This is a genomic window from Pseudooceanicola nanhaiensis (assembly GCF_020171315.1).
Lineage (GTDB): Bacteria > Pseudomonadota > Alphaproteobacteria > Rhodobacterales > Rhodobacteraceae > Pseudooceanicola > Pseudooceanicola nanhaiensis_A.
Map to the genome: position 1 here is coordinate 170348 of NZ_JAIUZP010000008.1, position 18736 is coordinate 189083.

Annotated in this window: 14 protein-coding genes; 6 read left to right on the forward strand and 8 right to left on the reverse strand. The window is 66.7% G+C overall.

The genetic code is table 11. From position 1 onward, the window contains the following. Window positions 1-177: 177 nt before the first annotated feature. From LCM32_RS14985 to LCM32_RS15000, 4 genes are all read right to left on the reverse strand, one after another. Window positions 178-708 (reverse strand): chemotaxis protein CheD, encoded by a 531-nt coding sequence (locus tag LCM32_RS14985; protein WP_224821888.1) that lies wholly within the window; start codon window positions 706-708, stop codon window positions 178-180. Next, window positions 705-1733 carry a chemotaxis response regulator protein-glutamate methylesterase gene (locus LCM32_RS14990; protein WP_318246198.1) on the reverse strand — a complete coding sequence of 343 codons (1029 nt, stop codon included), beginning with the start codon at window positions 1731-1733 and terminating at the stop codon, window positions 705-707. The genes LCM32_RS14985 and LCM32_RS14990 overlap by 4 nt, the downstream gene beginning before the upstream one ends. Window positions 1734-1772: 39 nt before the next feature. Next, complete coding sequence (locus LCM32_RS14995; RefSeq protein ID WP_224821890.1) at window positions 1773-4592, reverse strand: methyl-accepting chemotaxis protein; 2820 nt, start codon at window positions 4590-4592, stop codon at window positions 1773-1775. 255 nt (window positions 4593-4847) lie between these two features. After that, window positions 4848-5432: a response regulator transcription factor gene (locus LCM32_RS15000; protein WP_224821891.1), complete on the reverse strand. Its 585-nt coding sequence runs from the start codon at window positions 5430-5432 to the stop codon at window positions 4848-4850. A gap of 194 nt (window positions 5433-5626) precedes the next feature. Here LCM32_RS15000 and LCM32_RS15005 point away from each other — a divergent pair, with 194 nt between their 5' ends. Next, window positions 5627-6196 carry an oxidoreductase gene (locus tag LCM32_RS15005; RefSeq protein ID WP_224821892.1) on the forward strand — a complete coding sequence of 190 codons (570 nt, stop codon included), beginning with the start codon at window positions 5627-5629 and terminating at the stop codon, window positions 6194-6196. Window positions 6197-6973: 777 nt separating this feature from the next. Beyond that, entirely contained in the window at window positions 6974-9397 is a 2424-nt protein-coding gene (locus LCM32_RS15010; RefSeq protein ID WP_224821893.1) for an ATP-binding protein, read from the forward strand. Window positions 9398-9487: 90 nt separating this feature from the next. Here LCM32_RS15010 and choV read toward each other — a convergent pair whose 3' ends face one another. The 3 genes from choV to choX all read right to left on the reverse strand — a co-directional run bounded on the left by choV (window position 9488) and on the right by choX (window position 12383). Next, window positions 9488-10522 carry a choline ABC transporter ATP-binding protein gene (gene choV, locus LCM32_RS15015; protein WP_224821894.1) on the reverse strand — a complete coding sequence of 345 codons (1035 nt, stop codon included), beginning with the start codon at window positions 10520-10522 and terminating at the stop codon, window positions 9488-9490. After that, window positions 10519-11358, reverse strand: a complete 840-nt coding sequence (gene choW, locus LCM32_RS15020) for a choline ABC transporter permease subunit (protein ID WP_224821895.1) — start codon at window positions 11356-11358, stop codon at window positions 10519-10521. Before choW ends, choV begins: the two co-directional genes overlap by 4 nt. A gap of 101 nt (window positions 11359-11459) precedes the next feature. After that, window positions 11460-12383, reverse strand: a complete 924-nt coding sequence (gene choX, locus LCM32_RS15025; RefSeq protein ID WP_224821896.1) for a choline ABC transporter substrate-binding protein — start codon at window positions 12381-12383, stop codon at window positions 11460-11462. A 157-nt stretch (window positions 12384-12540) separates the two neighbouring features. Between choX and betI the strand changes: the two genes are divergently transcribed. From betI to betA, 4 genes are read left to right on the forward strand one after another with little or no spacing between them, the layout of a single operon-like run. Continuing rightward, window positions 12541-13131 (forward strand): transcriptional regulator BetI, encoded by a 591-nt coding sequence (betI, locus tag LCM32_RS15030; protein ID WP_224821897.1) that lies wholly within the window; start codon window positions 12541-12543, stop codon window positions 13129-13131. Continuing rightward, window positions 13124-14641: a choline-sulfatase gene (betC, locus tag LCM32_RS15035; protein ID WP_224821898.1), complete on the forward strand. Its 1518-nt coding sequence runs from the start codon at window positions 13124-13126 to the stop codon at window positions 14639-14641. The genes betI and betC overlap by 8 nt, the downstream gene beginning before the upstream one ends. A gap of 1 nt (window position 14642) precedes the next feature. Next, window positions 14643-16097 (forward strand): betaine-aldehyde dehydrogenase, encoded by a 1455-nt coding sequence (gene betB, locus LCM32_RS15040; RefSeq protein ID WP_224821899.1) that lies wholly within the window; start codon window positions 14643-14645, stop codon window positions 16095-16097. Window positions 16098-16108: 11 nt separating this feature from the next. Further along, window positions 16109-17767: a choline dehydrogenase gene (gene betA / locus LCM32_RS15045; RefSeq protein ID WP_224821998.1), complete on the forward strand. Its 1659-nt coding sequence runs from the start codon at window positions 16109-16111 to the stop codon at window positions 17765-17767. 114 nt (window positions 17768-17881) lie between these two features. Here betA and LCM32_RS15050 read toward each other — a convergent pair whose 3' ends face one another. After that, entirely contained in the window at window positions 17882-18640 is a 759-nt protein-coding gene (locus tag LCM32_RS15050) for a SapC family protein (protein WP_224821900.1), read from the reverse strand. Window positions 18641-18736: the final 96 nt, after the last annotated feature.

The window sequence follows — 18736 nt, forward strand, 5'->3', positions numbered from 1 at the left end:
ACCACCGTGTGAGTTGCACTTCATGCGCGCTTCGTCCCCGCAAAGGCTTTCAACGCTCACCGCTGGTTTACCCAATTTCATCGCACTGAAATTGAAAAGGCGGCCCCGGTCGCCAACTGCTGACTATTGAAACGCGGGGATTTTAGAGGTGGAGAACCGCGCCATGCCACGCCGTGGTCAGAAGAGCTCCACATCGTTGCCGGCGGGCTTGCTCTGGCGCGTCGCGACCATCGGTTCCGGCGCGCTCGAGACGATCTTCAACAAGACCCGACCTTCCGCCGGGTAGAACCGAACCTGGCGGGCCGAGGTTCCGCCCAGGCTTTGCCCAAGGCAGGGGATCCGTTCCCGCTCAAGGTAGTCGAGGGCGAAACGCCCGTTTCCCTGCCCGATATCGGAAAGGCCCGAGATCATCTTGGCCCCACCAAAGACCTTGGCCCGCAGGTTCTGGCGTTCTGCGCCCAACCGGATCAGCCCATTGATCACCAACTCCATCGCGTTGATGCCGGCGAGATCGCTCCGATTGGCACCGCTGCCGACATGGGCGACGAGGATGTGGTTCATCCCCCCGACGCCCTTCACAGGATCCCAGAGACAGGTCGCAACGCAGGAGCCGAGGATCGTGGAAATCGTCACGCCAGCCCGGTCGGATACGGCGTATTCATCCTGCGTGATCGTGATGGCGGAGCCGGTATCGGGGGAGCGTCTCATGGCTGGCGCCCCTGTCGTGGCGAACGGCGGCGGCAGATTGCGACTGCGATGTCCGACAGCGGCAACTGGACCGATAGTGCCCCAACCTCCGCCGCGGCCCGCGGCATTCCATAGACGACCGAGCTCGCCTCGTCCTGGCCGATGCAATAGGCCCCCCGCTCGTAAAGACGCTTCATCGCCCCGGCCCCATCCTGTCCAAGCCCGGTCAACAGCACGGCCGTGATCCGGTCCGCCATATCTATCGCTGTCTCGAAAAGGACATCCACGGATGGGCAATGCCCGTTTCGTGGCGGTGCGCTGACCTCCGTGCATACCATCGTCCCGCCGACCTCGCCGATGCCCGTATGACGTGCGCCGCCCGGTGCGAGGAAGACATGCCCGGGACGGAGTTCAGCGCCGTCACTCGCGAGGGCAACCACCTGCGGAAAGCGGTCATCCAGACGCTTCGCAAAGCTGATCAGAAAGCCTTGCGGCATATGCTGCGCCAGAATGATCGGCGGGCAATCGGGGGGCATCCCGCTCAAAACGGTTTCGATAGCAGCGACACCGCCCGTCGAGGCTCCGATCAGCACAGCGCGCGCGGTCCGTTGGCCATGGGGGATCGCGGCCCAGGGGGATATCGACAGGTCACGGGCCCGCGGCCGTCCTCGTGCGGCAACCGCGATGCGATCCGCAATCTCGGCAACGTCGGCCTCGGTCAGCCCCGCGGACGGTTTCGGGATGCAGTCGATGGCACCGAGGGACAGCGCCTGGATCGCGGCGTCGCTGCCGCGCTGCGTGGCGCTCGAGACCATGACAACGGGCATCGGCCGCAACCGCATCAGGCGCTCCAGGAACTCCAGCCCGTTCATGCCGGGCATTTCGACGTCGAGTGTCAGCACGTCGGGGTCATGCCTCTTGATCAACTCGCGGGCCTCGTAGGCGTCGCGCGCGGTGGCGACCACCTCGAGGCGCGGATCGCGCGAGAGGACGTGGCGCATCAAGGATTGGATCGAGACGGAATCATCCACGACCAGCACCCGCACGGGAGCCCCTTGCGTCGGTAAGCGGGTTGGCGAGCGCACTCAGGAGGCCTCCCGCCGATCCGGAACCAGTGCAGGGCCGCCCTCCACGGGCAGATCGAGGCGGAAGTGCCCCGCCGTCCGCGCGAGGCCACCCGCGCGATCAGCAAGGGCATGGGCGGCGGAATTTGTCTCCTCGAACATGGCCGCAGTCTCCTGCGTTACCTGATCGATCTGGTTGACCGAGCCATTCACCTCCGCCAGCCCGCGGGACTGCTCTTCGCCCGCGCGGGCCACCGCCCCGATGTAATCGGCGATCTCGGAGATTGAGCCCACGATCGTCTTCAGTGCATCGCCTGTCTGGCCGACCAGTTCGACCCCACGCTCGACATGACGACCGGAGGAGGAGATCAGCGTCCCGATCTCGCCTGCTGCATTGGAACAGCGCTGCGCGAGGGCACGGACCTCGGTTGCGACGACGGCGAACCCGCGGCCGGCCTCCCCGGCGCGGGCCGCCTCGACGCCGGCATTGAGTGCGAGAAGACTGGTCTGGAAGGCAATATCGTCAATGACTTCCACCACCTTCACCACTTCTCGGGAGGAGGAGGCGATGGCCGCCATGGCGCCCTCGGCCTCATCCACGACCGAGCCGCTACGCTCTGCGCTGTTGCGGGCCTCGGCCACGATGCGATCTGCCCGGCTTGCGCCCTCTGCCGCAGAGGCGACGTGCTTCGTTACCTCGTCGAGACGCGCTGCGGTGGACTGGAGCGTCAGAGCCTGTTTCTCGGTCCGGCGGGACATCTCGTCGGCCGCGCGGGAAATCTCGCCCGTTTCCTGCTGCATCGACACCGTCTCTATCGCGATATCGCGCATGGCATCGCCGAGCCGCTGCAACGCTTCGTTGAAATCCCGGCGCAGCCCCTCGTATTCGCTCGAGAAGCTCTCGTTCAATCGGATGCTGAGGTCACCGTCGGACATGTTGCGCAGGCCGATGCGCAGGGCTTCGACCACCGCGTGCTGGTCTGCCTCCATACGCTGCCGTGCCTCTTCACCGGCAACCATCCGTCGCTGCGCCTCCGTCACGTCGCTGCCGATGAGGACGTAGCCAGCCGGCGCCCCTGCACGGTTGCGGATCGGAGAGAACCCGCCCTCCACGATCCGCTCGCCGCTCCCGGGCGTCGGGCGGAGGGAGAAGCGGCCATGCACGGGTGCCCCCGTTGCCAGACGTTGCTGGAGGTCCCGGCCCGCCTCGCTTCCCAGCAGCGCGATCCAGTCATCCAGTTTCTGCTGGCGCAGTAGGCTCTCTTCCACCCCGCAGCACTCCAGGAAATTCCCATTGCTGCCCGTCAACCGCCCCGAGAGGTCGAATTCCGCTTTCAGCTGGCTGCTTTCGATGGCGGCGAGCACGGCCTGGTCGCGCCGGTCTGCGGTCACATCGACCCATTCGATCACCATGCCGACAAGCGTGCCGTCATCGGACCGCACCGGGCTGACGTCGATCTGGAGCCGCGCATTGCCGATGGGAATGTCCGTGCGGAACGGCAGCTTGGAGGGATCGTCGAGCAGGCCGCGAATGCGCGCCGGGTCGCCATGGAAGCGATCCATGTTCTGCCCGATCAGGGCGTCGGGGCTGAAGTCCTTGACCACGCGCGAGAAATCACCGCTCAGCCGCTCCATCATCTCGCGGATGGCATGGTTCAGATAGGTGACGTGGAAATCGGAGTCCGTCATCATGAGCGCCGCGGTGGTGGTTTCGAGCGCCGCCCCCTTGAAGCGGTTCTCCGCCGCTATGCCGGAGGCCGTCTCTAGGGCTTCGCGTACTTCTTCGAGGCCCCGGGCGATCTCCCCGATCTCGTCCCCTCGGGCCCGATCCGGCACCTCGGTCGCGTCGTCTCCGGCGGCAATCGCGCGGAGCGCCGCCCTCTGCCGCTGCAGTGGCCGCAGCAGGTAGCGCGAGAGGCCAAAACCGAAGAGCGCGAAGAGCACGACAGCCCCCGCCGCATAGGCCAGCATCAACTGGCCGACCCCCGTCACAGTCGCCAGTACCGCCTCGACCGGGCGCTGCGTGACGACCGTCCAGGCCGGCAAGGCGGCAACCGGGGCCCAACCGTAGGCCGCCCCGGCCTCTCCCAAACGGCTCCCCTGCGGCTGGTCGGGCACAGGCAGAGCGTCACCGCCCCCCGCCAGCACCCGGCCTGCAGGACCGATCACCTGAGCCGTGCCCGCGCGGCCCTGGGGAACCTGTGCGGCCACTGTATCGGCGGAGATGCGGAAAACCAGACTGCCCAGAGGCGGACCGTAGGGGTTTGGGATCTCAGCGAGAAGCACAAGGTCCCGTGACCCCTTCGCGCCCTCCAGAACGGCGGTGTGCGGCGCGCGCCCCTGCCCGGCCGAAGGTCCTTTGGCGGCGCCCTTCATGTCAGAGAGCGCACGTATCTCCGGGCCACCAACCTTGGGACGGCCGGGCGCAGAAGTGGAATAGATCGCCTGCCCGGTCTCGTTCAGGAGCAGGATCTCCTCGATCCGATGTGCCTTGCGAAGGGTCTGGAAGTAGGGATCATGCGCCCGGTGGACCCTGTCGTACCCGGCCCCCGCGCTTGCCGTACCCTGCACCTGAAGCGCCCCCAGCAGCGCCCGCGTCGCATCGAAGACGACCGGCCCTGCGGCGAAGAAGGCGATTTCCTCCACGATGCCCTCCAGCCAGAGGGACAGCCGCGCCGCCCGTGCTTCGGCGTCATGTTCGAGATCGGCCAGTTCCTTCTCGATCAGCGCGTCCCGCGCCGCGTGGAAGCCAAGCACGCCCATGGTTCCGAGGAGACCCAGGCTGACCGCAACCAGCGCGGTGGGCAACAGGAGCGCGAGGCGCCAATGGTGGAGTCGCATGCAAAGCCCTCTTGCAGCGGGTGCCCCAAGCACCCCGTCCGTCGAGAGGGATAAAACCCCGCAGGAATGAAGATTGATTTAAGCCCGGCGAGGATGTTTTCCGCCCTTCAGGCGCGCGGTCGGCACGCACCGGACCGGGCGTGCGGTCGCCGGACGCAGACACCGGAATGCACATCTTTCCGCCTCAAAAACAATATCTTGAAGGCAGAAAGCGATGCAAAGAGCAAAGGCCGACAGACGGCTATGGGGACGCTGTCAGATTAGCCGAAGGTCCCGCGCCAACATGGCCGCATGGGTGCGGTTCCGGGCGTTGAGCTTGCGGCTCAGCGTCTTCACGTGGAGTTTCACGGTCACTTCCTGAACCCCCAGATTGCGGGCGATCTCCTTGTTGGAATCACCGGCGGCGATGCCCCGGACGACCTCAAGCTCGCGCGGCGTGAGGGGCCCGGTCTCCGCCTCCTCCCGCTCGAGATAGGGGACGCCCGTCAGCATCTGGCGCACCGCCGAAATCGTCTGGTCCGGCGAGAGCGTCTTGGGCAGGAAGCCGATCGCACCCATCTCCAGCGCCTCGGTCGAAACCCCGCGGGGCGCGGACCCGGAGATCAGCGCGACCGGCCCGGCACCGGTCGAAATCGTCTGGCGTAGCCCTTCGAGCCCGTCCATCCCCGGCATCCGGAAATCCAGCAGGATCAGGTCGAACGGGCCGCTCGCGGTGATCCGGCTGCAGACTTCCTCCAGCGTCGCCACATCCTGCACCTCGTAGCCGCCCGCCTGGCGCAGATAGGCCGCGAGCGTCTGGCGCACGAGGGTATGGTCATCTGCCAGAAGGATCTTCTGCATGCGTCTGTCCCGTTGTCTCCGTCCCCCGGGGACCACTATAGAGAGAGTGATCCGTGCTGTCCGCACCCAATTCACATCTCGTCACGTCGACTTTTTACCTTATGGCAAGGTTTGGGGGGGTATCCCTTGAGCGGACGCTTGTCGCGTGGTCGGGCACGGGTTAGGCGTGAAGACAAGTTCGGCAGGAGGCAGAGATGCGAAACCGGTGTGCAGCCAACACCTTGCGGGGATGGTCCTCGGCGCTGTGCCGATGGCGGGCGGTGCTCTCAGCCTGTGGGCTGGCGGTGATCTGCGCCCTGCCGGCGGGGGCCAGCCCGGTCGAGACGGCACCGGCCGCGGGCGCCGCCCCGCTCTCCGGTCCCGGCGTTCTGACGGTGACCTTCGCGGACGGACAGGTCGTCGTGCTGGATCGCGCCGGGCTGGAGGCGATGCCCCAGCAAGAGGTGCAGACCACGACGATCTGGACCGAAGGCGTGCAGGACTTCTCGGGCGTGCCGATGACGGAGCTGATCCGCGCCTACGGGGCAGATGGCACCACGGCGATCCTCACGGCGGTCAATGGCTACGAGATCCGCATTCCCCTCGACCAGGAGACGCTGAAAGGCGCGGTGCTGGCGCTCATGCGGAACGGGCGCCCCATGAGCCTGCGGGACAAGGGGCCGCTCTGGCTGGTCTACCCCTACGATTCCGACCCCGCCTACCGGACAGAAGTCGTCTACGCCAACTCGATCTGGCAACTGGACCATATCAGCTTCACCCGCTAGCGTCTGACGGCAACGCAGCAGCGGCAAGTCGGCGCCGGAGGTCTGTTCATGGGGACGGAGACCACCGATCTGGCGCGCATCCGGCGCCAGATCAACTGGAGGATCGTACGTGCGGTCGGCCTTGCCGGCGTGTCCGCGCTGTGCCTCGTCGTGATCTTCTACCTTCTGACCGAAGTGCGCAGCAAACTGTCCGAGCTCTCGTCCTCTCCCTCCGACAACGTCCAGTGGACGTTGAGCCAGTTGGAGGTGGAATACCTCGAATTTTCCGGCGCGCTGGAACGGGTTACGACCAAGTTGGAGATCCAGCGGGCGGGGTGGGCCGCCACGGGCCAGCCGCACCCGCCTCCGCCGCCTGAGCTCGGCCTCCCGGGCGCCTTTCCCGGGCCGCCGGGATACAGGCCGCCAGACGGGGCAGATGCGCCGGGGCTGCCCCCGCAAGGGACGTCCCCCGGACCGATCCCGCCCGGCGGCGCCCCCGACACCGCAGGACTCGTGCCTCCATCATCCGACGCGGCCCCCGGCCCTGCGCCGGCGCCGCAGGATGGGCCACCTGCCGCCGCGGATCGCCCGGCGATGCCAGCGGCTCCGACGGATGAGGCCGTTCCGGCTGACGACGCCGCCCCGGAAACGGCCGGCACCACCACGGACACCGTACCGGCCAGCCCCCCTGACGCGACACAGGATGGCGCGGGCGGCCGCCCGCCTGCCCCCTTGTCCGACTCCGACGCCCCGAGCACTGACGCACCGGACGACCCGTCGCGCCCTGTCGTCCCGCCCGTGGCGACGCCACGGGTGCAATACCCCGAGCCGCCCAGCTTCCCCGCTGCAATCCCCGCCGATTTCGCCCTTGCCTCGGCGCTGAAGGACCTGCGGCGGCGCTATGACATCCTCTACAGCCGCGTCGACACGCTGATGCGCAGCCCGCTCTATATCTCGGCCCTGAACGCGCCGCGGATGGAGGGCACGTTCGTCGCAGCGGCGCAGGAGATCTTCGACTGGGCGCATATCATCGACCTGCCCGACCCGGCCCTGATCGCCTCGGCTGAGGCGCTCCAGCCGCGGGTGGCGGAGACCCGTCCGCAGGTGCGCCGGATCATGACCGTGGGCAACCAGGCGCTCGTCACCCAGTCCGACCTCGCCCGGCGCGAGGTGGCCGATGTGCTCTATCGGCTCGCGCTCGTCAGCCTTGTCCTGCTGATCGCGCTCAGCTCGCTGGTGGCGATCTCGCTCCGGCTGGCGGTGCTCAGCGGGCGGCGCGCCTCGCAGGTCTCGGCCACCACCGCGCGGCTCGCCACCATCGTCGATACCTCGCAGGATGCGATCGTCGTGCTGACGCCCCGCGGCGTGCTGGAAACCCTGAACGAGGCCGGTCAGGAAATGTTCGGCCTGAACGAAGAGGAGGCCACCGGCGCGCGCATCGGCACGCTGCTGCGGCGCGAGACCGCGGAGGGCACGCGCGCCGTGTCGGGCCGCGAGCTGACCGAGGCCTGCGCCGAGGGGCGCAAGCGCGGCTACCGCCTGATCGGGCGCAATGCCGACGGCCGGACCTTCCCGGTGGAGCTGTCCATGGACACGGCGCAGCGTGACGACCGCGCGGTGCTGGTCTGCATGATCCGCGACATCTCGCACCAGGCCGAGACCGAGGCCGAACTGGTCGAAAGCCGGGATCGCGCCCTCGCAGGCGAGCGGGCCAAGGCGCGGTTCCTCGGGGTGATCAGCCACGAGATGCGGACGCCTCTAAACGGGATTCTCGGGACGATCGAGCTGATGGACGACAGCGACGAGGCCAGCCGCAGCGCCCTCGTCCCGGTGCTGCGCAATTCGGCACAGGTGCTGCTGGGGCTGGTGAACGACGTTCTCGACCTGACCCAGATCGAGGGTGCGGGCGCCCGGCTGACGAGCGCGCCCTTCGACCTCGACACGCTGCTGGAGGAGCTGATCGACAGCGAGGTGCCGCGCGCGCAGGCCCGGGGCAACCAGCTGATGCGGACCCCCGGTGCGCCGCCGCTTGGCTGGGTGTCCGGGGATCGCGGCCGGCTGCGCCAGATCCTGCTGAACCTCGTGTCCAACGCGGTGAAATTCACGCGGGGCGGCCAGATCACCCTCGATGCCGCGCGGGTCGGCGAACGGCAGGTGGAGTTTCAGGTCTGCGACACGGGGATCGGCATGTCCGCCGAGGACGCCGAGAAGATCTTCGAGGATTTCGTCCGTCTCGACAGTGCGCTGCGCGAACAGGTGCAGGGCACCGGGCTCGGCCTCGGGATCGCGCGGCAGCTGGCCCGCGCCATGGGGGGCGAGATCGGGGTCGAGAGCGAGGAAGGACAGGGCAGCCTGTTCTGGGTCCGCCTGCCCCTGCCCGCCGCCGAGCCGCAGGTTCAGCCCGACACCGGGCAGGACGACGGCCCGCAGGCCGGTCCGCCGCTGGAGGTGCTGCTGGTGGAGGACAACGCCACCAACCGCCTCGTGGCGCGCAAGATGCTGGAGCGCGACGGCCACAGCGTGACCGAGGCCCACGACGGTGCCGAGGGGCTACAGGCCGCGCGCAGCCGCGCCTTCGACCTGATCCTGATGGATGTCTCGATGCCGGTGATGGACGGGGCCACGGCCACGCGCCACATCCGCGCCGGGAACGGACCCTGCCGGGATGCGAGGATCGTCGCCCTGACCGCCCACATCGGCGAGGACGTGGCGCAGGACCTGCGCAATCAGGGCGTGGACGAGGTGGTGGCCAAGCCGCTTCGTTGGCGCGACCTGCGCCGCGTGCTGCGCGGCGGCGGGACCAGCGGCATGATCCACCCCCGGGTTCTGGAAGAGCTCTGGGAGGCCACCGGGCCGGCGCAGGCGCAGGTTCTGATCCGCTGCTACATCACCGAGGGAGGCCGCCTGCAGGAGGATTGGCACGCGCTTGCCGCGAGGATCGATGCCCCCGGCGAGGCCCCCGCGCCCGCGGATGCCGACAGGCTCGCCGAGGTGCTGCACCGCTTCGCGGGCAGCTCGGCCACCTTCGGGGCGGTCCAGCTCACCGCCGCGCTGCGCGATGCGGAACTTGCCGCGCGCAGCGGCGACCGTCCGGCCTGTATCGCGGCCCTCGCCCATGTGGACAGGCTCTGGCCCCGCACGCACGAGGCGCTCGACCGCTGGCTGGCGGAGCGCGGCGAGGAACCCACGCGGCCGGGGCCCCTGCGCCGCGCGCTGCCCTGAGCAGGGCCAGAGCGGCCCGCCCGCGGGCTGGCACCAAAAAGGGCGCGGCCCCACCCGGCGCCGCGCCCCTGTCCCTCGCTCCCAGATGCCTCAGCCGGTCAGGCCGCGGATCAGGTCCGATTGCGTGATCCGGCCGATGGGCGCGCCCTGCGCATCCACCACCTGAACCTCGGACGCGCCCGCCTTGAGCGCCTCCATGACCTCGGTCACCAGCTGCTCGCCCTCGATCGCGGGCGCGCCTGCGGGGGCGGCGCCCTCGCTCATGATGTCCATGGCGCGCAGCACGCCGAGCGGGTTCATATGGGCCACGAAATCCGCCACGTAGTCGTTCACCGGGTTGGCGATGATCTGCTGCGGCGTACCGCATTGGACAATCCGCCCGCCTTCCATGATGGCGATCCGGTTGCCCAGCTTGAACGCCTCGTCGAGGTCGTGGCTGACGAAGATGATCGTGCGCTGCAGCTTGGACTGAAGCTCCAGCAGTTCATCTTGCAGACGGGCCCGGATCAGCGGATCGAGCGCCGAGAAGGGCTCGTCCATCAGCAGGATCGGCGCGTCAGTGGCAAAGGCGCGGGCAAGCCCCACGCGCTGCTGCATCCCGCCCGAGAGTTCGCTGACCTTCCGGTCGGCCCAGTCGGTCAGGCCCACCATCTCCAGCTTCTCGTCGGCCAGCTTGTCACGCTCGGCCCGGCTCATCCCGGCAAGCTCGAGGCCAAGGGCCACGTTGTCGCGCACGTCGCGCCAGGGCAGCAGGCCGAACTGCTGGAAGACCATGGCGATCCGGTTCAGCCGCATCTTGCGCAGCGTGGCCTTGTCGCAATGGGTGATGTCGGTCATGCCGCTGCCGTCGTGGACCTCGACCTTGCCGCGCACCACGGGGTTGAGCCCGTTCACCGCCCGCAGCAGCGTCGACTTGCCCGAGCCGGAGAGCCCCATGAGCACGAGGATCTCGCCCTCCTGAACGCTGAGGTCGCAGTCATGCACCCCCAGCACCTGCCCGGTCTTGTGCTGGATCTCGGGGCGGCTGAGCCCCTTGTCCATCAGGGGCAGCGCCTCGTCCGGGTGATCCCCGAACACGATCGAGACCTTGTCGAAATTGACCGCGATTTTCTTGTCCTGGGTCATTTCCGGCCTCCGATCCGCAGGATACGGTCCAGCATGATCGCCACGACCACGATGATGAACCCGCTCTCGAAGCCGAGCGCCGTGTTCACCTGGTTCAGCGCGCGCACGACCGGCACGCCAAGCCCGTCAGCCCCCACGAGCGCCGCGACGACGACCATGGAGAGCGAGAGCATGATGGTCTGGTTCAGACCGGCCATGATCTGCGGCGTGGCATAGGGCAGTTCCACCTTCCACAGTTTCTGGCTGCCGGTGGCGCCGAAGGCCTCGGCCGCTTCCAGCAGCGCGGTCGGCGTGGAGGACACGCCAAGATAGGTCAGCCGGATCGGTGCGGGCACCACGAAGATCACTGTGGCGATCAGGCCCGGCACCATACCGATGCCGAAAAACACAATCGCCGGAATAAGATAGACGAAGGTGGGAAGGGTCTGCATGAGGTCCAGAACCGGCTGCACCCAGGCGTAGAGCTTGAGCCGGTGGGCGCAGAGAATGCCGATCGGCACCCCGATCGCCATGCAGACCATGCAGGAGGAGACCACCAGCGTCAGGCTTTCGGTCATCTCTTCCCAGTAATCCTGGTTGAGGATGAAGAGGAAGCCGAGCGCCACGAAGAGGCAGGTCTTCCAGTTGCGCTGCATCCACCAGGTGAAGGCCACGAAGATGGCAATGATGATCAGCGGGTGCGGGGTCTGCAGCAGCCACAGAAGCCCGTCGATAAGGTGTTCTCCGCCCTCCGCGAGCGCGTCGAAGAAGCCCGAAAAGTTGTCTCTCAGCCAGTCGAAGAAGGCCTTCGCGACCTTGCCTACCGGGATCTTGTGATCCGTCAGCCAGTCAAGCATCCGTTTCGTCCCTGTTCTTGCGGCAGGCGCGGCCATCCTGCCGCGTCCCGCCGAGGTTCATGTATAAAAAAGGCCCGGCTGGGGGGCCGGGCCTTTCAAGATCAGTCCAGCAGCTCGGACTTGACCGCAGCGGTGGCGTCGCCGCCGTCCTTCGTGGTCACGCCGTCCAGCCAGGACAGGACGAGATCGGGGTTCGCCTTCATCCACTCCTCGGTGGCGTCGTCGGCGTCTTCACCGTCGTTCAGGATCATGCCCATGATCTCGTTTTCCATCGGCAGGGTGAACTTGATGTTCTCCAGCAGCTTGCCGACGTTCGGGCATTCCGCTGCATAGCCCTTGCGGGTCACGGTGTTCACCACGCCTTCGCCGCCGAAGAAGTCTTCGCCGCCGGGCAGGTATTTCAGCGGGAAGGCCGCGTTCATGGGATGGGGTTCCCAGCCGAGGAAGACCACGTCCTTGTCAGCTTTCACGGCGCGTTCCACCTGTGCCAGCATGCCCTGCTCCGAGCTTTCGACCACGTCGAAGCCTTCGAGGCCGAACTTGTTCTCTTCGGTCAGCGAGACGAGGTAGGCGTTGCCTTCGTTGCCGGGCTCGATGCCGTAGATCTTGCCGTCCAGCTCTTCGCGGAACTTGGCGATGTCGGCATAGGACTGGAGACCCTTCTCGTAGGTATAGGCGGGCACGGCCAGCGTGTACTTGGTGCCTTCGAGGTTCACCGCGATGCTCTCGATCTCGCCGCTGTCGAGGTAGGGTTTGATCGCGCCGTTCTGGGCCGGCATCCAGTTGCCGAGGAAGACATCCACGTCATCGCTTTCCAGCGAGGCGAAGGTCACGGGCACGGACAGAACCTTGACGTCCACATCGTAGCCGAGCGCTTCCAGCACATGCTTGGTGGCCGAGGTCGTGGTGGTGATGTCGGTCCAACCCACGTCCGAGAAGATGACCTCGTCACACTCCGCAAGGGCGGCACCGGTCATCGCCATCAGGGCCAGGGCACTGGTCAGGCTGCGTTTGGTGAAAGTCATATCGTTCCTCCTTGTAGCTTTCTTTGTCTGGAGCCCCCTTCGTGGGAGACCCTCAGGGTTGCATTTTTGTTGATTGATGAGTTAATCAAAAACCAACAGAAGTCAAAAGTAAACCGGAATCACAGGTTTTCCGGGTGAGTGACCGGGAGTTGAGCACATGCCCAAAGTCGGGATGCAGACTGTAAGGCGAGAGGCGATGATCCGTGCGACCATCGCAGAGATCGGTGCGGCCGGGTCGCTTGACGTGACCGTCAGCCAGATCGCGAAACGCGCAGGCATGTCCTCCGCACTCGCGCATCACTACTTCGGCTCCAAGGACCAGATCTTCCTGGCGGCCATGCGGCATATCCTCAAGAATTTCGGGGCCTCCGTCTCCGAGCGGCTTGCCAAGGCCGAAGGGCCGGAAGCAAGGCTGCGGGCCATTATCGCAGCCAGCTTCGCAGAAAACCAGTTCGATCACGAGATTGTCGCGGCATGGCTGACGTTTTACGTGCAGGCCATGCATTCCGAGGACGTGGCCCGGCTTCTGCGGGTCTACTCGAAACGCCTGCAATCCAACCTGATGCACGATCTCAAGGCGCTGCTCGATCCGGCGCAGGCCCGTGCCGCGGCACAGGGCCTCGCGGCCATGATCGACGGCTTCTACATCCGCCACGCCCTGCAGGACTGCGCCCCCGAGCGGGACGAGACCGAAGCGCTGGTGGAAGACTACCTCACCCTCTGGCTCGAAAGGACATCCCGTGGCTGACCGTCCCAACATCCTGATCCTCATGGTGGATCAGCTGAACGGCACCCTCTTCCCCGACGGCCCTGCCCCCTGGCTGCATGCGCCGAACCTCAAGAAGCTGGCCGCCCGCTCCACCCGGTTCAAGAACGCCTACACCGGCTCGCCGCTCTGCGCGCCGGCGCGGGCCTCCTACATGGCGGGCCAGCTGCCGCGCCGCACCCGGGTCTATGACAACGCGGCCGAGTTCTCCTCGGACATTCCGACCTACGCGCACCACCTGCGCCGCGCCGGGTACCATACGATCCTGTCCGGCAAGATGCATTTCGTGGGCCCCGACCAGCTGCACGGCTTCGAACAGCGCCTGACGACCGATATCTATCCCGCCGATTTCGGCTGGACCCCGGATTACCGCAAGCCCGGCGAACGGATCGACTGGTGGTATCACAACATGGGCTCCGTCACCGGGGCCGGTGTGGCCGAGATCTCCAACCAGATGGAATACGACGACGAGGTCGCCTACAACGCCCGCGCCAAGGTCTATGCCCTCGGCCGTCGCCTTGACGACCGCCCGTGGATGATGACCGTCTCCTTCACCCACCCGCACGACCCCTACGTCGCGCGCAAGAAGTACTGGGACCTCTACGAAAACTGCGAGCATCTGGAGCCCACGGTGCCCGCGATCCCCTACGAGGAGCAGGACAACCACTCCAAGCGGATCTTCGACGCCAACGACTGGCGCAACTTCGACATCACGGACGAGGACATCCGCCGCTCGCGTCGCGCTTACTTCGCGAACATCTCCTACCTCGACGACAAGATCGGCGAGATCTTCGAGGCGCTGGAAGGCACGCGGCAGGTGGAGAATACCATCGTGCTGCTGGTATCCGACCATGGCGACATGCTGGGCGAGCGCGGCCTCTGGTTCAAGATGAACTTCTTCGAAGGCTCCGCCCGCGTGCCGCTGATGGTGGCCGCACCGGGGATGCCCGCAGGGCTGATCGAAACGCCGGTCTCCACAATGGATGTCTCGCCCACGATCGCCGATCTGGTGGGCATCGACCTGACGGAAGTGCTGCCCTGGACCGATGGCGAAAGCCTCGTTCCGCTGGCCAACGGCACCGCGCGCACCACGCCGGTGCGGATGGAATATGCCGCCGAGGCCTCCTATGCGCCGCTCGTGGGGCTGCGTCAGGACCAGTGGAAATACATCCACTGCGAATTGGACCCGCCGCAGCTTTTCGACCTTGAGAACGATCCCCACGAGCTGACCAACCTCGCCGCCGATCCGGCCCATGGAGAGGTTGTGGCAAAGTTCGAAGAACAGCTCGCAACCTATTGGAACATGGGCGATTTCGACGCCGAGGTGCGCCAGTCGCAGGCCCGTCGCCACGTGGTCTACGAGGCGCTGCGCAACGGGTCGTACTTCCCGTGGGATTTCCAGCCGCTGCAACAGGCCTCGGAGCGCTACATGCGCAACCACATGGACCTGAACGTGCTGGAAGAAAACAAACGCTATCCGCGAGGCGAATGAGATGCGCGACGTACAGCCCAAGGCCAGCCACTTCATCGGCGGCCAGTATACCCATGACACCTCCGCCCCCGAGATGGTCACCCTCTATCCCTTCACGGGCGAGGTGACCGCGCGCCTGCACGAGGCCACCGAGGCCGAGATCGACGCCGCCTTCACCACCGCCGCTGCCGCGCAGAAGACATGGGCCGCCCTGCCGCCCGTGGAGCGCGGCCGCGTGCTGCGCCGCGCGGCGGACATCCTGCGCGAACGCAATCAGGAGCTGTCGGAGATCGAGACCATCGACACCGGCAAGCCGATCCAAGAAACGCTGGTGGCCGACGCGGAATCCGGCGCGCAGGCGCTGGAATACTTCGGCGGCCTGATCGCCGCCGTAACCGGCGAGACGGTGCCGCTGGGGGAGGATTTCGTCTACACGATCCGCGAGCCGCTCGGCACCTGCGTCGGCATCGGCGCGTGGAACTACCCGATCCAGATCGCCTGCTGGAAGGCCGCACCCGCGCTTGCCGCCGGCAATGCGATGATCTTCAAACCCTCCGAGGTGACGCCGCTCTCCGCCCTGAAACTGGCCGAGATCCTCGTCGAGGCCGGCGCGCCCGAGGGGCTCTTCAACGTGGTGCAGGGTGCGGGCCGCGTGGGTGCCGCGCTGATAAGCGATCCGCGCTGTGCCAAGGTCTCGCTTACCGGCTCGGTGCCGACGGGGCGCAAGGTCTATGCCGCGGCCGCCGATGGCATCCGCCATGTGACCATGGAACTTGGCGGCAAGTCGCCCCTGATCCTCTTCGAGGACGCGGAGATCGAGAATGCTGTCTCGGCCGCGATCAACGCCAACTTCTATTCCACCGGCCAGATCTGCTCCAACGGGACGCGCGTCTTCGTGCATGAGGACATCCACGACGCCTTCGTGGCGCGCCTTGCCGAGCGGACCGCCAATGCCCGCCTCGGTGATCCGCTGGACCCTGAGGTCACCGTCGGCCCCATGGTCTCGGACACGCAGCGCCAGAAGGTGCTGGCCTGCATCGAGGCCGGCAAGGCCGCGGGCGCCAAGCTGCTCTTCGGCGGCGATGTCCCCGAGGGCCCGGGCTACTTCCTGACACCCGCCGCCTTCGACGGCGTGACCGATGACATGGCCCTTGCCACGGACGAGATCTTTGGCCCCGTCATGTCGATCCTCACCTTCCGGGACGAGGACGAGGTGATCGCGCGCGCCAATGCCACCGATTTCGGACTGGCCGCGGGCCTCTTCACCCGCGACATCAAGCGGGCGCACCGCGTCGTGGCACAGCTGGAGGCCGGTACCTGCTGGATCAATACCTACAATCTGACCCCCGTGGAAAGCCCCTTCGGCGGCAACAAGATGTCCGGTGTTGGCCGTGAAAACGCCCGCGCCGCCCTCGACCACTACTCTCAGGTGAAATCCGTCTATGTCTGCATGGGCGACGTCGAGGCCGCGTTCTGATGGCACCACAGATGGAAGCGGATTTCGTCATCGTCGGCTCCGGCTCTGCCGGGTCGGCTTTGGCGGCGCGGCTCTCGGAAAGCGGGCAGCATTCGGTGATCGTGCTGGAATACGGCGGCACCGATGCGGGGCCGTTCATCCAGATGCCCGGCGCGCTCTCCTACCCGATGAACATGTCGCGCTACGACTGGGGCTTCATGACGGAGCCCGAGCCGCATCTGAACAACCGCACCCTCGTGACGCCGCGCGGCAAGGTCGTGGGCGGATCCTCCTCCATCAACGGGATGGTCTATGTGCGTGGCCATGCCATGGACTTCGAGCAATGGTCCCAGATGGGCGCCAAGGGCTGGTCCTATGCGGACGTGCTGCCCTACTTCAAGCGGATGGAGCACTGGCACGACGGCGGCCACGGCGGCGATGACGACTGGCGCGGCACGGAGGGCCCGCTGCATGTCACCCGCGGCCCGCGGCGCAATCCGCTCTATCAGGCCTTCGTGGACGCGGGCAAACAGGCGGGCTTCGAAACGACGGACGATTACAACGGCGAGAAGCAGGAAGGCTTCGGCCCGATGGAGCAGACCGTCTGGGGCGGGCGCCGCTGGTCCGCGGCCAATGCCTATCTGAAACCGGCGCTGAAACGGCCCAACCTGACCCTGCACCGCTGCCTTGCCCGCAAGGTCGTGATCGAGAACGGCCGCGCCACGGGCGTCGAGGTCCGGCGCGGCAGCGCGATCGAGGTGGTGAAGGCCCGGCGCGAGGTGATCATCGCCGCCTCCTCCATCAACTCGCCCAAGCTGCTGATGCATTCGGGCATCGGCCCCGCCGCGCAGCTGGCGGAACATGGCATCGAGGTGATCGCGGACCGGCCCGGCGTGGGCGCGAACCTGCAGGACCATCTGGAGCTGTACATCCAGCAGGCCTGCACCCAGCCGATCACGCTCTACAAGCACTGGAACCTCTTCGGCAAGGCGCTCGCCGGGGCGCAGTGGATGGTCTTCAAGTCGGGTCTCGGTGCCTCGAACCAGTTCGAAAGCGCGGCCTTCATCCGCTCGCGGCCCGGGGTCGAGTACCCCGACATCCAGTTCCACTTCCTGCCCTTCGCCGTGCGCTACGACGGCAAGGCGGCGGCAGAGGGCCACGGCTTCCAGGCCCATGTCGGGCCCATGCGCTCGCCCTCGCGGGGCGAGATCACGCTGAAGTCGCCCGACCCGGAGGCCGCCCCGCGGATCTTCTTCAACTACATGTCCGAGGAACAGGACTGGATCGACTTCCGCCACTGCATCCGCGTCACGCGCGAGATCTTTGGCCAGAAGGCCTTCGATCCGTTCCGGGGCGACGAGATCCAGCCCGGCAGCCACCTGCAGAGCGACGATGAGCTCGACGGGTTCATCCGGGAGCACGCGGAGAGCGCCTATCACCCCTGTGGCACCTGCCGCATGGGTGCTACCACCGACAGCCACGCCGTAGTGGACGAGGAATGCCGCGTGATCGGCGTCAGCGGCCTGCGGGTCGCGGACAGTTCGATCTTCCCCTCGATCCCGAACGGCAACCTGAATGCGCCCTCGATCATGGTGGGGGAAAAGGCGGCGGATCACATCCTCTGCCGCAAGCTGCCGCGCGACGACAGCCAGCCGTGGATCAATCCCCGCTGGCAGGAGAGCGACCGCTGAGGGCTCAGGCCCGCCAGTGACAGGCAACCGGTGTCAGGCAACCGGTGATAGGCAACCAGTGACAGACAAATGGAAGCGGCCCCCGGGCCGCTTCCTGTCGTTTGGGGCCGTGCCTCAGGCGACGGGCTCTGCCTCCGGCTGCTCTTCCGCGGGCACCTCGACGATCCGGTTCAGCAGCGTCTGGAGGTTCTGCAGCGATTGCAGGTGGACATAGAGCAGCTCCAACTCATCTGACCGCGCCATCTGGCCCAGCGTCTCGTCCGGCAGCGCCTTCAGCTTGTCCCGGTTCACGGCGAGGAAGCCGTTCAGCCGCCCGGTCTTGCCGCCACTGGTGCGGAACTCGGCGTGCATCGGCTCCAGCAGGTCCAGCTCCATCAGCCGCTTGCAGAAGGCCTGTGTGCGCACGAACTGTGCCTGATAGTCACGCGCGAAAGTCAGGACACCCTCAAGGTAGCTGGTCCGCTCGCCCCGGCTGTCAAAGAGATGCTCCCCCTCGCCGTTCTGGTTCAGCCCCTCGTAGGCCTCGTCGATGCAGAGCGTCAGGTTCTTGCCGTCGGCACTGGCGGCAAAGACGAAGGGATAGCGCCGGATGAAGGCGGGGATATAGCGCCCCGTCCACTGGCCGTCCTCGTCGATGAAGAGGTTCTCCGACTGGGTCAGACCGAGGATCACCACGGGCACCACGGCCTCGCCGCTGCCCGCAAAGACGATGGTGCCATCACCCGCCATGGGCCGGAACTCCGCCGCCACCAGCGGGACCGAGTTCACCTCGCGCGCGAAGCCATAGGACCCGTCGCTGCGGATCGCGGTCTTGCGGTGTGCCTCGTTCGAAATCGGCACGGCTTTCTTGTAGAAGAGCAATTGGTTGGTCATGGGTCCTCCTGTCAAAATGTCTTTTGCCCCACCGGTCTGCGCCGGGGCACCTGTCGCGGGATCGAGGCTAGGCTGCGCCCTTGGCCCCGTCCATCC

Coding starts and splice junctions, on each gene's coding strand:
- LCM32_RS15050 (WP_224821900.1), bottom strand. CDS start 18,640: ATGACCAACCAATTGCTCTTCTACAAGAAAGCCGTGCCGATTTCGAAC.
- LCM32_RS14985 (WP_224821888.1), bottom strand. CDS start 708: ATGAGACGCTCCCCCGATACCGGCTCCGCCATCACGATCACGCAGGAT.
- choV (WP_224821894.1), bottom strand. CDS start 10,522: ATGACCCAGGACAAGAAAATCGCGGTCAATTTCGACAAGGTCTCGATC.
- LCM32_RS14995 (WP_224821890.1), bottom strand. CDS start 4,592: ATGCGACTCCACCATTGGCGCCTCGCGCTCCTGTTGCCCACCGCGCTG.
- betI (WP_224821897.1), top strand. CDS start 12,541: ATGCCCAAAGTCGGGATGCAGACTGTAAGGCGAGAGGCGATGATCCGT.
- choW (WP_224821895.1), bottom strand. CDS start 11,358: ATGCTTGACTGGCTGACGGATCACAAGATCCCGGTAGGCAAGGTCGCG.
- LCM32_RS15005 (WP_224821892.1), top strand. CDS start 5,627: ATGCGAAACCGGTGTGCAGCCAACACCTTGCGGGGATGGTCCTCGGCG.
- LCM32_RS15000 (WP_224821891.1), bottom strand. CDS start 5,432: ATGCAGAAGATCCTTCTGGCAGATGACCATACCCTCGTGCGCCAGACG.
- betB (WP_224821899.1), top strand. CDS start 14,643: ATGCGCGACGTACAGCCCAAGGCCAGCCACTTCATCGGCGGCCAGTAT.
- betA (WP_224821998.1), top strand. CDS start 16,109: ATGGAAGCGGATTTCGTCATCGTCGGCTCCGGCTCTGCCGGGTCGGCT.
- choX (WP_224821896.1), bottom strand. CDS start 12,383: ATGACTTTCACCAAACGCAGCCTGACCAGTGCCCTGGCCCTGATGGCG.